Raw genomic sequence first — 13,371 nt, 5'->3', positions numbered from 1 at the left:
TGCGGGGGAGATCGAGCCGTCCGCCTCCTGAGTCGTCCTTCTGTCGCTGTCCTTCTCGTGAACTTGTCCCTTTCGGCACTCCGGGGCTGCGGTTCACGGTCGGTCAGGCTGCGGCGTTGAGGGGGCGTCCGCGGGGCTAGCAGCCAGAGGGGGCGCTGCCCCACAGCCGACCGCCGACGATGGCGCCTTTGAAAGGCCGGTCAGGGGCGATTGTCGTACCTGGCCGACAAGGCCGGTCTGGTACGCGACGCCGTCCCGAAGAGGTACGACCTAGTCAGCCGCCCGTGCAAACGATGGCCCCACGACTACGGCGGCTGCGGGTGGCACTACTCGTTCTGGAAAGGCAGAACAAACGGTGGCTGCGCTCCCGCATCTGAGCCATCTCGCCGGCCGGCGGTGCGATGATCTTGGTGTGGCTGGTGTGATCACGGCGTCGGAGCCGTCCTCGACCAAGATCAATCGCAGCTCGGCTCGTTAGGGTCGGAGGCATGACGACACCCCTTGCCGACAGTGCCTTCGACTCGCTCCGCCTCGACGCCGTGCCTGACCAGGAGGCGTTGCGCCGGGTCTACGAACTCCCCAGCGACGCGGCCGTGCGGAAGCAGACGACCGAACTCACCGAGCAGACTCGGCGGTTGATCGGTTGCTCATCGCTGGTCCTGGTCGCCAGCGCGGACGCCGAGGGCAACTGTGACGTCTCCCCGCGCGGCGGCCCCGCCGGGTTCGTCGCCGTCCTGGACGCACGGACGGTGGCGATACCGGACGCGACCGGCAACAAGCGGCTGGACACCCTGCAGAACGTCATCGCCACCGGACGGGCCGGACTGCTGTTCGTCATCCCGGGGCGCACCACGACGCTCAGGGTGAACGGCCGGGCCTGCGTCTCCACCCGCCCAGACCTGCTGTCGCAGCTGACCGCCGTGGGCAAGCCGCCGGCCAGCGCGCTGGTGCTGGGGATCGAGGAGGTCTACCCGCACTGCCCCAAGTCGCTGCTGCGCAGCGGGGCCTGGAAGCCGGAGCAGTGGCTGCCGGCGGACGCCCAGCCGGCCTCGGCCGAGGTGACGCTGGCCCAACTGCGGATGCCGGAGCTGACGATCGCCGACATCGAGCAGGCGGAGGCGGACTCGCTGAAGTATCGGTACGAGTAGCGGGCCGACCTGCGCACCGGGGGGAGTGGATACGAGCAGAGCGGTCGCACAGGCGGCCAGGCGGCTCTGTCAGGTTGCCGAAGGGGCGTGGGAGGCTCTTGATGGTGATCGTTGCGGGAGGGGCCGGTCGTGGAGTCCGAGGTGGCGCCGTCGTACAAGGGGTATCGGTTCCCGGCCGAGGTGATCGGTCACGCGGTGTGGCTGTATCACCGTTTCCCACTGTCGTATCGGGAGGTCGAGGAGCTCCTGTTCGAGCGGGGCATCACGGTCTCGTACGAGACGGTCCGTGCCTGGTGCGCGACGTTCGGCCCCGCCTACGCCCGGAACCTGCGTCGCCGTCGGCCCCGCCCGGGCGACAAGTGGCACATGGACGAGGTGTTCATCAAAGTCAACGGGAAGTGGCGGTATCTCTGGCGGGCCGTCGACCAGGACGGCAACGTCCTGGACATTCTGGTGCAGAGCAAGCGTGATGGCCGGGCTGCGAAACGCTTCTTCCGCATGCTGCTGAAGGATCTTGAGTACGTATCCCGTGTACTCGTCACGGACAAGCTCCGCAGCTACGGCGTCGCCCACCGCGAGGTCATGCCCTCGGTGGAGCACCGCAGCTCGAAGTACTTGAACAACCGTGCAGAGAACAGCCATCAGCCCACGAGGCAGCGCGAGAGGGCTATGAAGAACTTCCGCTCAACGGGTGCGGCGTAGAGATTCCTCGCCGCGTTCTCAAGGATCTCGACACTCTTCCGGCCCCGCCGGCATCTGATCACAGCGAGTGACTATCGTGCCGAGATGACCGAACGATTCTGCCTCTGGAAGACCGTCACCGGCGCGGCCGCGCACGCCTGAGCACCGTGCACGGCGCGGCACCCGAGCGCCATCAGTACGCCACAACTCACCTGCCACACACGCAACTTGACAAGACCCCAGCGGCACATGTCCTGCTCGAACGGCTCGGCCGCCTGCATCCGCACCGTCTCCCGGCGCCGCCGCCCTGCAGCGGTCAGCCCGCCGCCATCCGCATACCTCACACACCACGAGATACAGCCACCACACCAAGACAGTTCACCCTGACGAGCCGAAGTCAGTATTGGCTGTTCCGCTGGGTCCGAGCCCGTTGAACTGGACGATCCGGGTTTCGATTTCTCGGTGCTGTTCGGAGTTCCGCGACCGGCTGGCCGGAGCGGTTGTGGACCGGCTTGGGACTGGTGCCAGAGGTAGCAGCTTGCGATGTACAGCGGAATGGCCCATGCTGCACGGGTGTTGAAGGTGCTGGTAGCGGAGGACATGCACGTGGTCCGGGCCGGGTTGGTGTCCTTGCTGGACGCGGAATTCGGCATCGAGGTCGTCGCTCATGTCGCCTCGGGAGACGCTGTTGTGCCGGCGGCCATCGAGCACCGGGCGGATGTGGCGGTTCTCGACATCGGTCTACCCGGACTGGATGGGCTGTCCGCTGCCGAAGCCCTGAAGGCGCGCGTCCCCCGTTGTCGCGCGCTCATGCTGACTGGCCTTGACCGGTCGGGCTACCTTCGGCGCGCGCTGGCAGCCGGCATCCCCGGCTTCTTGCTCAAGTCGACCACGCCGAAACAGCTCGCGGAGGGGATCAGGACAGTCGCGACGGGCGGCAGGGTGGTCGACCCGGCTCTCCTGCACGACGTGTGGACGTCTGCCGTATGCCCCCTCACTGAGCGTGAAGCGGAGATCTTGCGCATGGTCGGAGACGGTGCAGACGCCAGAGAGATCGCGGTGCACCTTTTCCTGAGTGTTGGCACGGTACGCAATCGCTTGTCGTCGGCCATGAGCAAACTGCACGCGCGTACGCAGGTGGACGCAGTCCGTATCGCCGAGCGCCAGGACTGGATCTGAGCGCAGTGGTCGGCATTACGCCGCGGACAGCCGGTGCTGCTTCACGGGTGCGTGGACGGGTACGGAGATGGCGATGCGGAAGCCCGGAGCCGTGGGCCCATAAGTCAGGACGCCACCCAGGGTCGCGGCACGTATGGCGAGGTTTGACAGTCCGCTTCCGTGCCGCTCGTCCAGGTTGTTGGTGACGCTGACGCCGTCGTTCTCGATCGAGAGTTTCACGGCGCCCTCCGCCTCTGTGACCTCTAGGGTGCACAGTCGCGCGGCACTGTGGCGAAGGATGTTTGTGACGCCCTCGCGCAGGGCCGCGCCGAGACAGTTTTCGAGGCCGGCTGGAAGTGCAGGACGGCAGTCGCGAAGGCGGACGTCGATCCCCGCGGCTTCCAGGGCGGCGTGAGCGGCAGCCAACTCTTCTGCGAAGGAAAGCGCTATGTGATCACGGGCCATCCCGCGCACTTCCCCAACCGCTTGGCGCGCGAGGCCTGCGATCTCAACCAGTTCCGCTCGCATGGCTACCGGGTCGCTGAGCCGCCCGGCCACCTCGCTCTTGACCGCGATGGTCGACAGCGCGGAGCCGAGGATGTCATGCAGGTCCTGAGCGACTCGTGTCCGCTCACGGTGCACGGCGAGCCGGGCTGACTGATGCCGCATGGCGTGAGCCTGGGCGGCGACGGAGGCGAGTCGAACGATTCCATAGACCACCAGCCCGATCACCACGGTGCGGGCGGCCACGTAGACCGCAGTCCGGTTGTCGACCGGCAACGCGAAGATGACCAGCGGCCCGCTTGCCGCGACGGCCGCGGCGGCGACAAGCCCTGCGGGCCGCGGCAGAAAGGCCAGGGCAGCGCCGAGCAGCAGGCCCAGCGCACTCAGCCAGACCTCCTTGAAGACCAGGACGGGCAGGTACGTGAGGATCGTCTGTGCCGTGAGAAGCAGTAGCCCTCGTCGATGCGACCGGCGCTTGGCGTACTGACCGAGCACCACCGCGAGCAGCATTCCGGGAGCGAGAATGCCCAGCGCGACCGCACTGCGACCCAGTTCGTGCCCCTCAAGGTCGTGCCAGACGGCAAGGAAGGTCAGAGCCGTTGCCGCGGAGAGGCCAATGAGTGACAGCCGCGCTGCGATCGATCCGCGGTCTGTGCCGTCAGGCCTAGACGGTCGCACTCTTCTGGTCATGCGTGCGTGCGACCCGACCCGCTCTGACATTCGGCCCCCGTACCCGTTGTTTCAACGCGCGCCGTCCGTCCCTGGCGCAAGTGAAGATCTCACCTTCTTGATGTGAAGATCTTAGTTCCGTCAATGGCCGAACATTTGATCGGATCTTGGGCAAAGCCCGTCTCGAACGAGGAGTCAGCTCACGGTGAGACCCGATCCAACACCTCCTCCAGTCAATGACTGGGAGGGGACCGAACTTGCCCTGCACAAGCGCAAAAACGCCTTGCCCCGCATAGCTATGGCCCTGGTCGGCCTGCTCGTCGCTGAAGCGGCACTCACCGTCGCTGCTACGGGCGATGCCGTCGCTTTGCTGGCGAAGGACAAGCCGGCCAAGACATCGCAGGCCGACCTGAAGTCGGTGACGCAGGCAGCGGACATCCCGTCCGCCCGCGTGACCGCACGCCTTGCCGGCCACCGCGTGGAAGCGCTCAGCGAGCGCACGGAGACCTCCACGACATGGGCGAACAAGGACGGCTCGCTCACGACAGAGCTCTTCAGCGGACCGGTCCGCTTCCAAAGCGACGGTCAGTGGACCGACGTCGACGTGAACCTGGCCGAGAAGCCGGACGGCACGATCGCATCCATCGCCCACCCCCAGGGGCTGTCACTCGCCGGGAAGAGCGGCACTCCCGCTCGGTCTCTGGCAGCGGCCAAGAACGCGCCAGCCCGTGACCTGGTGACACTGGGCGCCGGGGCCGAGCAGGTCACGCTTCGCTGGAAGGGCGGTCTGCCGGAACCCAAGCTGAAGGGCACGACCGCCCGCTACGAGAACGCGCTCCCCGACGCCGACATCGTCGTCGAGGCGACGCGTACCGGATTCGAGCAGTTCGTCGAAATCGACAAGCGGCCGACAGCCGAAAGCTATTCCTACACCCTGCCGCTCGACGCGAAGGGCCTGAGGGTCAGGCAGCTCAAGGACGGCAGTCTGCTCTTCACCGATAAGAAGTCGGGCAAGAAGAAGCGCGCTGTCATGCCGGCCCCCGTGATGTGGGACGCCAGCACCGACCCGGTCTCCGGCGAACACACCCACAAGGCCCGGGTCGGGCTCAAGGTCCTCCAGCGTGAGGATGGCGTCGACCTCGTGGTCACACCGGACGCCGATTTCCTCGCCGACCCCGCGACGAAGTACCCGGTGACTGTCGACCCGTCCACGTCGTCGCTCAGCAACGTCTTCGACACCTATGTCCAGCAGGGCGAAACGGTCGACTGGTCGGCCGACACCGAGCTGGACCTGGGTAACCCCGGAACCAAGAACGCCAACGGGACCTTCCGCACGGCACGGTCGTTCATCTCGTGGAACACGGCACCCATCGCTGACTCCCTGGTCTCGGCCGCGAAGTTGAGTCTGTGGAACTTCCACTCCGGCAACACCGACTGCAAGGCCTACCCATGGGAGGTGTGGTCCACCGCGGCCGCGTCGACCTCCTCACGCTGGACGTCGCAGCCGGCGAAGCTGGCGAAGAAGGCCACCTCCACCGAGACCCGTGGCAACACCGCCTGCACGTCGGCTCCGGATGGCTGGATCAACGCAGACGTGACCACCCTGGTGCAGGAATGGGCATCGGCCAAGGCCAGCCGCGGCCACATGGGGCTCTACGCCTCGGACGAATCCATCACGGCCCAATGGAAGCGGATCAACTCCGCCAACGCGGCTTCCAACCCGCCGAAGCTGACCGTCACCTATAATTACCGGCCGCGGACGGGCACGAAGCAGGAGGCCGGGCCCCCCTATTTCTCCTACAGCGGCGCCTACGTGGTGAACACCACCACGCCCACGTTGCGGGACACCTTCGTCGACGCCAACGGCGACAAGGTCAACGGCACCTTCCAGATCTACGACAGTGCCACCAACGCCCAGGTCGGGAATGTCCTGGTGTCGCCGTTCGTGCCGTCGGGACAGGTCGCCTCGGTCACCGTGCCGTCCGGAGTGCTCGCGGATGGAAAGACCTACAAGTTCCGCACCAGCCCGTATGACGGCACCCACTACAACACCGGCTGGTCCGAGTGGAAGACCTTCTCGGTCGACTCCAAGGCGCCTTCTGCTCCGTTGAGCATCACCTCGACGGACTACCCGAGCGACAAGTGGGTCAAGGGCGCGGGCCAGGCCGGCAACTTCACGGTCACGCCGCCGTCTTCCGACCACAACTGGCTGGAGTGGTCTCTGGACGGCGTCACCTGGACCAAGGTGCCGACGGGTGGCTCGAGCACCAGCAAGACCATCGCCGTCACGCCCCCCAAGGACGGTACGCACACCCTGCAGGTGCGCTCCGCAGACAAGGCGGACAACAAGTCCGAGGCAGCCGAGTACACCTTCCACGCAGGCCCCGGTGGATTCGTCCAGCCTGCCGACGGCGAGCGCACCGCACGTCGCCTGCCGTTGGTCGCCGAAGCCGAGGCGGCAAAGTACGACTCGGTGTCGTTCTCCTGGCGCCGGTCCGAGGCGGACTCCTGGACCCCGATTCCGGCGGGCGACGTCACCTCCGGTGGCAATCCGCTGGGCTCCTGGCCGGTCGCTCTCACGAACGGCAAGAACGCTGCCCTGGTGTGGAACACGACCGACACCGTCAACCCGGACGGCTCGATCCAGATCAAGGCCGACTTCGCCGGGCCTGGCGGAGCCAACGGTGCCACACAGCCGCTCACCGTCGTGGTGGACCGTGACGCGGACGGCGCCGCGACCGCCGAAGCCGGTCCGGGCTCGGTGAATCTGCTCACCGGCGACTACACGCTGTCCGGCACCGACCTGTCAGTGCTCGACATGACCGTCACTCGCAGCTTCTCCTCCCGCACCCCGCAAGCGGGAGGCCAGCAGGACGGCCAGGCGGCCATCTTCGGCAAGGAATGGCTGGCCGGGACAGCGGCACAGACCGTCCAGTCCGACTACTCCGAGCTGCGCAAGACCTCGGCCAACTCGCTCGACGTGGTCCGCGCCGACGGAGAGACGCTGGCCTTCACGGCCAACGCCGCAAAGACCGGCTGGGTCCCCGAACCCGGCTCCGAGAACCTGACGCTGAAGGGCTCTTTCACCAGCGGTGACTTCACCCTCTCCGACAGCGAGGGCAGCGTCACCACCTTCAGCCGTGTGGATCCGTCCGCCACGGCGTGGACAGTCTCCCGGTCCTTGATCGACGGCCAGGCCAACTCCACGACTGAGGTCGTCTCCGAGTCCGTCACGGTGGGGGGGAAAATCCTCGCGCGCCCCAAGCACGTCATCGCCGCCACCAGCGCGGTGACCGTGGGAGCCTGTGAGAGCGACCCCTCCACCAAGGGCTGCCGTGTCCTGGAGTTCGTCTACGCCACCGCCACCACCGCCACAGCCAGTACCTTCGGCGACGTGAAGGACCAGGTCTCGGAGATCAAGGTCTGGGCGACTACCCCAGGTGCCGCGTCCGCCACCGCGACGAGCGTGGCCAAATACACCTACGACGACGCGGGCCGACTGCGCGAGACCTGGGATCCCCGCATCTCCCCGGCACTGAAGACGACCTACAGCTATGACAGTGCCGGCCGTGTCACCCAGATGAAGCCGCCGGGCCAACTGCCGTGGACGTTCGTCTACGGCAAGGTGGGCACCGATCCGGTGGCCGCGGACGGGATGCTCCTCAAGGCAACCCGCCCCACTCTCAGGCCCGGCTCCGCCGACGAGACCAACGGCACCTCGCAGACGGCCGTGGTCTACAGTGTCGCCCTGACCGGCACCAAGGCCGCGCAGGCCATGGGTGCCGGCGATGTGAAGGCATGGGGGCAGCTCGACGCTCCGTCGGACGCCACGGCGATCTTCCCGGCGGACGCTACGCCTTCCTCGCACGACGGTGCCGCCCTCGTCGCGGGCGACTACCGCCGTGCCATGGTGCACTACCTCGATGCCTCGGGCCGCGAGGTCAACACCCTGGACCCGGGCAAGAACGTCACCACCACGGAGTACGACCAGTTCGGCAACGCCGTCCGAGAGTTGTCGGCGCGCAACCGTGAACTGGCCCTGGGTACCATCACCGCCGACAAGGCCGAGCTGGCCGAACTCGGTATCGAGGCCCTGCCGGTCCCGGAACGCGCGGAACTGCTGTCGAACCGCGGCATCTACAACGCCGACGGTTCCCGGGAGCTGGAGACTCTCGGCCCCGTTCACCGCGTCGTCCTCGAGTCGGATCTCAAGGACGGCACCACCACGGTCGCCGCAGCAGGCAGCCAAGTCATCGTCCGTCATCAGACGGTCAATGAATACGACTCCGGTCGGCCCACGGACGGCACCGCCAGCGTTTCGGACAAGGTCACCAAGCACACCGAGGGTGCCCAGCCGCGGAACTGGCCCACCCTCATGGCCGATCCGCGGGCCACTCAGACGGTCTACGACTGGGTGAAGGGACAGGCCACCAGCACCATCCAGGACCCCGGCGGTCTGGCCATCACGGAGAAGGCCACCTACGACAACGCCGGGCGGCAGATCACCCGGACCATGGCCGGTTCCAACGGATCCGACGCCGGCACGCTGATCACCGACTACTACACCGGTAGTGGCACGGGCGTGTGTGGCGGCCGTCCGGAGTGGGCCGACGAGGTGTGCCGAACCCGGCCGACCGCGACGATCTCGGGTGGAGGTTCCAACCCGACGGAACTGGTGACCACGGTCGCCGAGTACGACCGTTGGGGAGAGACCTCCAAGCTGACGGAGACCGCCAACGGCAGCACCCGGGTGAAGAGCACCGGCTATGACGTCGCCGGCCGAGCGAGCACCGTTTCGGTCACCGGAGGCGTCGGAACTGCCGTGCCTGCTGTTACCACCACCTACGATTCGGCCAGCGGCAAGGTAGCCACGATCGCCTCCACCAGTGGTGGAACGATCAGGAAGACCTACGACCAGCTCGGCCGCCTTCTGTCGTACACCGACGCCGACGGCGGCACCACGACCAGTCAGTACGACGCGGAGGGCCAGCCGGTCCTGGTCAGCGACAACGTTCCGTCCACCACCGCGTACGCCTACGACACATCGATCGACCCGCGCGGTCTACCCACGTCGATCACCGACTCAGTGGCCGGCACCTTCAGCGTCAGCTACGACGCCGACGGGCAGGTACAGACCGAGAAGGTCCCCGGCGGCTACACCATGCGCCAGAGCACCAACCCCACGGGCCAGCCCACGCAGCGCGCCTACACGCGTGACAGTGATGGTGCGGTCCTGTTCTCCGAAAGCCTCGTTCCCACCGTCCACGGCCAGCGCGCCGCGTACACCGGCTCCGTCGGGCAGACCTCCAACCAGACCTACCGCTACGACAAGGTCGGACGCCTCGTGCGGACGGAGGACGACGCCGTCGACGGAACCTGCGTGACCCGCAGCTACACCTTCGACAAGAACTCCAACCGAAAGACCCTGACCACCGCTGCGGCAACCCCCGGTCTGGAATGCACCACGACCGGTGGCGCGACCATCAGCCACACCTACGACAGCGCCGATCGCCTGGTCGACGCGGGCTACACCTACGACGCCTTCGGCCGCAGCACTGCGGCTCCCGGCACCACGCTGGCGTACTACAACAACGACCTCGTGCGCCAGCAGACCGCCGGATCGCAGCGGCAGACCTGGACTCTCGATTCCCAGCTGCGCTTCCGGGCATGGACCGTCGAGTCCAACGTCTCCGGCACCTGGACCCAGGCGCAGTCCAAGCTGAACCATTACAGCTCCGACGCGGACAATCCGCGCTGGACCGTCGAGGACACCGCCACCGGTGCTCTGACCCGCAATGTGAACGGTTTCGACGGCCAGCTCGCGGCCACCACCGCCAAGACCGGCGGCACCGTTCTGCAGCTCGTCAATCTCCACGGTGACGTGGTCATGCAGCTGCCCAGCGGGCAGGCCCCCACTGTCCTCAGCACCGACGAGTACGGCAACCGCACAGACGAGCAGTCCGGGGTCCGCTACGCCTGGCACGGCGGCATGCACAAGTCCACGGACACCCTCACCGGCCTGACCCTGATGGGAGTCCGGCTCTACAACCCGACGACCGGACGCTTCCTGTCCGCCGACCCCGTACCCGGAGGCAGCTGCAACGCCTACGACTACGCCTGCGCCGATCCCGTCAACAACGACGACGTGACCGGCTGCGCCACCTGCCGCGTCCCCAAGCACGCCTGGACCGGGCGCAGCTTCACCACCGTGCTGCGCACGACGGCGTGGAGCTACGGAAGCTGGCAGAACTACAACTACCACTGGATCTGGGACGTGGTCAGCGGTGACAAGGGCCCCCTGCCCATCACCGCCTGGAAGCGCCAGTACCGCTACCGCAAGCAGTACGTCTTCAAGTGCAAGGTCGTGGCCTGGTACGGCTGGGGTCGGCAGAAGATCCTGGCCACCTTCGAGACCCGCTACCAATACTCCTACCGCGACCGCACCACCTACCGGATCGCGTTCACCGGGATCAAGTGGACCCGCACCGGCGGCTGGAGCTGGGCGAGAACCTCAAGGAATTACGTGTCCAGCTACCACATCGTCTACACGAAGGGCTGACAGCCCGCACTGACAGGCGATGAATAAGGTGGTGCCCCACGGTGCACGGCCGCGGGGCACCACCTCCGCACCAAGCCTTCAAGAAGACAAGACCGCCCCTATATCTGGATCCGGCGGCTGACGGGAGAAATTCGGAATGTTGTTCGTGGTCGCAGCCGTCGGCATAGCCGTCTTCTGTTTCACCCTGTGGTGCTCCGTGGTCGTCGCCCGCATGTCCGGCATCCCGGCATGGCGGAGGTACCTGCCACTGTCCCTCTTCCTGATCTCCAACGCGGCGAGCCTCCTGCGGGCCGTCGACCGGCCCGAAGTGGCCAACACGATCGCCTTTCCTATGACGCTGGCGGTCATCGCCATCTCGCTTGTGGAGATCCGGACCCATCGAACCGGCGTCAAGCGGGAGCATGTCTGAAAGATCGTGTAAGTCCGTGATGTGACAGGCTGGCCGGGGCCCTGACCTGGGCCTTTGACCAGCCGGGAGGGACGGACATGAACGACAACGAGATCCCGGCCGTTGAACCGGTCGAGGACAAGCTCGTGGATGAGGTTGTCGAGCGGCTGATGGACCGCGCCGACGTCTCGGGTGCTGCCCTGCTGGGTGAGGGCGGGCTGCTGACGGAGGTGACCCGGGCCGTGCTGGAGCGGGCCCTGGACGCGGAGATGACCGACCACCTCGGATACGAGAAGCACGATCCCGGGGGCCGCGGCTCGGGCAACAGCCGCAACGGCACGTCGTCGAAGACGGTGCTGACCGATGCCGGGGCGGTCACGCTGGCCGTTCCGAGGGACCGTGACGGGTCCTTCGAACCGCAGCTGCTGCCCAAGCACGCCAGGCGGCTGGCAGGCTTCAACGAGCAGGTCCTGTAGTTGCGATCTCTCGGTTTGGCGTCAGTGGTGGTGAGAGTCAGTGGTCAAGGTCGTGGTTGTGGGGTTTTGCTGCTGGTCAGTGGGTGGTTGATGGTGGGTTCTTGACTGACGTGAGGTGAGAGGTTGGGGGTCGGTTTTGCTGTCATGAGGCGTTATCTCATGGTGGGTGACGCTGTCTCAGACTGATGTTGGGCCGGTTCTGGAATGTTGCCGAGTTCTAGGAACGCCCTGTTGACCCGTGTCGCGCGTCGGGTCCAGGACGGAGTGCCGCCCCAGAACGGGTGATCGATAGCATCGCGTCGTGGCAGTGGCCTGGCGAGGTGGGGAAGCTATGAGCGACGACGTCCTGTCGATCATTCCGAGTGATCCGCGGTGGCAGCCGGATCATGATGCGGTTGATCGCGTCATCGCGCTCGTTGAGGAGCTGACTCCCGGAGCTGCCGACGGCGTGGACGTGGAGATCGACGTGACGTGGCACGACGTGGTGACCGTCGTCGACTGTGGGGGCAACCTGGAGAACATCGGCTGCCCCTTGTGCCAAGCGTCCATCGACACGGAGTGGTGGGGCGACCTCCTTGAGGCTCACTGCGAGGACGGCTTCGCCACGCTCGCGACCGAGGTCCCATGCTGCGGAGGTTCAACCACTCTGGACGCCCTGGAATACGACTGGCCCTGTGGTTTCGCCCGTTTTGAGATCGCCATCTGGAACCCCGAACGCCTCTGGTTCAGCGAGGAAGAGCTGACGGCGCTGGCGGACCGACTGGGCCATCCGGTGAAGCAGATCCGGGCCCACATCTGAACCTCGGCAGCTCAGGCGGTTGCCTGTTGCTCGGTGCGTGCTCGGGTAGTGGCGAGTCGGTAGCAGAACGCGTCGACCACACCCTTGCCGGCCTCCAGCCGGATTTCCTCGCGGCGGGCAGCGACGTAGCTGCGGACCATCTGGTAGGAGACTTCGGACGCTGGAGCGGGTGGAGGCGGCGGGAGGTGCCCGCGTCCTCCTCGAAGACGACCGGGTCCTCGATGCCGGCCTCGGCCAGGACGAGGTTCTGCCGGGCGGTCGACTGGTGGTCGGTCGAGACCCGCTTGTAGACCAGGTTCGCCACCGGGACTGGTGGGCTCGCGTGTTGAGGTGTCGCGTATTCCTGGATGCCCATGGGATCTTGTCGCTCTGCGTCAGCAATTCATGCGAGGTCGGGACCGGTACTGAAAGCGGTGCGCTGGTGCTGGTTACCTGAGCCCCGCCCGCTCCGCGCGCGGCACCTCGGGCCTGCCGCGCGCGGGGCGGGTTGCTAGCGTCGCGGCCATGTCCGAGGCCGTGTTCAGGTGTGTCGACGAACTGATCGCGCAGATGTGTGCGGGATCCGAGGAAGGGTTCCGTCGTGCGCTGGCCTCAGTGGAGGAGACCTCCCGTGCGGGCGGCCCGGCGGCACTCACGGCGGCCGTCGAGGCGCTGGCCCCGCATCTGCCGACCCTCCATGGCACGTTCGCCATGACGGCGGTGCTGGCTGGCGCGTGCGTCGAGTGGGGCGGATCGCCGGTCGCGCTCGCCGGGGTGCTGCCCGCGCGGGCGGCTGTGGCCATGCAGATGTTCGCAATGGTCCCCGCCTTGTGGGTACAGGAGGTTCCGGACCGGTTCCCGCCGGCGCCGGACGACATCGCCATGGACGAGGTGGTGCGCGTCTGCGAGGCCGTCGGCGCGCGGAACGGCGCCGACCCAGCGATGACGAGGGCGGTCGCACTGTCCTGGTTTGACGCCGAGGACTGGCTGAAGGCAACGATCACGGCCCT

At 66.8% G+C, this 13,371-nt stretch carries 9 protein-coding genes and 1 pseudogene; 8 read left to right on the top strand and 2 right to left on the bottom strand.

Translation table 11 applies throughout. The features are described 5' to 3' along the window. Positions 1 to 488: 488 nt before the first annotated feature. From ACFU8W_RS50535 to ACFU8W_RS50525, 3 genes and pseudogenes are all read left to right on the top strand, one after another. A complete protein-coding gene (locus tag ACFU8W_RS50535) occupies positions 489 to 1,148 on the top strand; it encodes an MSMEG_1061 family FMN-dependent PPOX-type flavoprotein (RefSeq protein WP_384052593.1) in 660 nt (219 codons plus the stop codon). A gap of 129 nt (positions 1,149 to 1,277) precedes the next feature. Next, a pseudogene (locus tag ACFU8W_RS50530) lies at positions 1,278 to 1,991 on the top strand (IS6 family transposase). Between the two features lie 411 nt (positions 1,992 to 2,402). Further along, positions 2,403 to 3,008: a response regulator transcription factor gene (locus tag ACFU8W_RS50525; RefSeq protein ID WP_345515869.1), complete on the top strand. Its 606-nt coding sequence runs from the start codon at positions 2,403 to 2,405 to the stop codon at positions 3,006 to 3,008. A 15-nt stretch (positions 3,009 to 3,023) separates the two neighbouring features. On the opposite strand, the gene ACFU8W_RS50520 is transcribed toward ACFU8W_RS50525, so the two are convergent. Continuing rightward, positions 3,024 to 4,181, bottom strand: coding sequence for a histidine kinase (locus ACFU8W_RS50520; RefSeq protein WP_345515868.1), 1,158 nt, complete (start codon positions 4,179 to 4,181; stop codon positions 3,024 to 3,026). 277 nt (positions 4,182 to 4,458) lie between these two features. Here ACFU8W_RS50520 and ACFU8W_RS50515 point away from each other — a divergent pair, with 277 nt between their 5' ends. From ACFU8W_RS50515 to ACFU8W_RS50500, 4 genes are all read left to right on the top strand, one after another. Then, on the top strand, positions 4,459 to 10,719 hold the full coding sequence (locus ACFU8W_RS50515) for a DNRLRE domain-containing protein (RefSeq protein WP_384052594.1): 6,261 nt from the start codon (positions 4,459 to 4,461) through the stop codon (positions 10,717 to 10,719). A 136-nt stretch (positions 10,720 to 10,855) separates the two neighbouring features. Further along, positions 10,856 to 11,128 carry a hypothetical protein gene (locus ACFU8W_RS50510; RefSeq protein WP_384052592.1) on the top strand — a complete coding sequence of 91 codons (273 nt, stop codon included), beginning with the start codon at positions 10,856 to 10,858 and terminating at the stop codon, positions 11,126 to 11,128. A gap of 77 nt (positions 11,129 to 11,205) precedes the next feature. Beyond that, complete coding sequence (locus ACFU8W_RS50505; RefSeq protein ID WP_384052591.1) at positions 11,206 to 11,583, top strand: transposase; 378 nt, start codon at positions 11,206 to 11,208, stop codon at positions 11,581 to 11,583. 331 nt (positions 11,584 to 11,914) lie between these two features. Continuing rightward, a complete protein-coding gene (locus tag ACFU8W_RS50500; protein ID WP_384052590.1) occupies positions 11,915 to 12,382 on the top strand; it encodes a hypothetical protein in 468 nt (155 codons plus the stop codon). A gap of 11 nt (positions 12,383 to 12,393) precedes the next feature. Here ACFU8W_RS50500 and ACFU8W_RS50495 read toward each other — a convergent pair whose 3' ends face one another. Then, entirely contained in the window at positions 12,394 to 12,522 is a 129-nt protein-coding gene (locus tag ACFU8W_RS50495) for a hypothetical protein (RefSeq protein ID WP_384052589.1), read from the bottom strand. Between the two features lie 364 nt (positions 12,523 to 12,886). Here ACFU8W_RS50495 and ACFU8W_RS50490 point away from each other — a divergent pair. Then, the coding region (locus tag ACFU8W_RS50490) for a hypothetical protein (RefSeq protein ID WP_384052588.1) at positions 12,887 to 13,371 on the top strand (485 nt) is incomplete at its 3' end.

The sequence above is a fragment of the Streptomyces sp. NPDC057565 genome, from assembly GCF_042801455.1.
In the GTDB taxonomy this organism is placed as follows: Bacteria; Actinomycetota; Actinomycetes; order Streptomycetales; family Streptomycetaceae; genus Streptomyces; species Streptomyces yanii.
The sequence above is the reverse complement of the archived record's forward strand: the minus strand, read 5'-3'. Positions and strand labels throughout refer to the sequence as shown.

Excerpts from the sequence above, each read along its gene's own strand:
- ACFU8W_RS50535 (WP_384052593.1), top strand. The coding sequence starts at position 489 with ATGACGACACCCCTTGCCGACAGTGCCTTCGACTCGCTCCGCCTCGAC.
- ACFU8W_RS50520 (WP_345515868.1), bottom strand. The coding sequence starts at position 4,181 with ATGACCAGAAGAGTGCGACCGTCTAGGCCTGACGGCACAGACCGCGGA.
- ACFU8W_RS50515 (WP_384052594.1), top strand. The coding sequence starts at position 4,459 with ATGGCCCTGGTCGGCCTGCTCGTCGCTGAAGCGGCACTCACCGTCGCT.
- ACFU8W_RS50510 (WP_384052592.1), top strand. The coding sequence starts at position 10,856 with ATGTTGTTCGTGGTCGCAGCCGTCGGCATAGCCGTCTTCTGTTTCACC.
- ACFU8W_RS50505 (WP_384052591.1), top strand. The coding sequence starts at position 11,206 with ATGAACGACAACGAGATCCCGGCCGTTGAACCGGTCGAGGACAAGCTC.
- ACFU8W_RS50500 (WP_384052590.1), top strand. The coding sequence starts at position 11,915 with ATGAGCGACGACGTCCTGTCGATCATTCCGAGTGATCCGCGGTGGCAG.
- ACFU8W_RS50495 (WP_384052589.1), bottom strand. The coding sequence starts at position 12,522 with ATGGTCCGCAGCTACGTCGCTGCCCGCCGCGAGGAAATCCGGCTGGAG.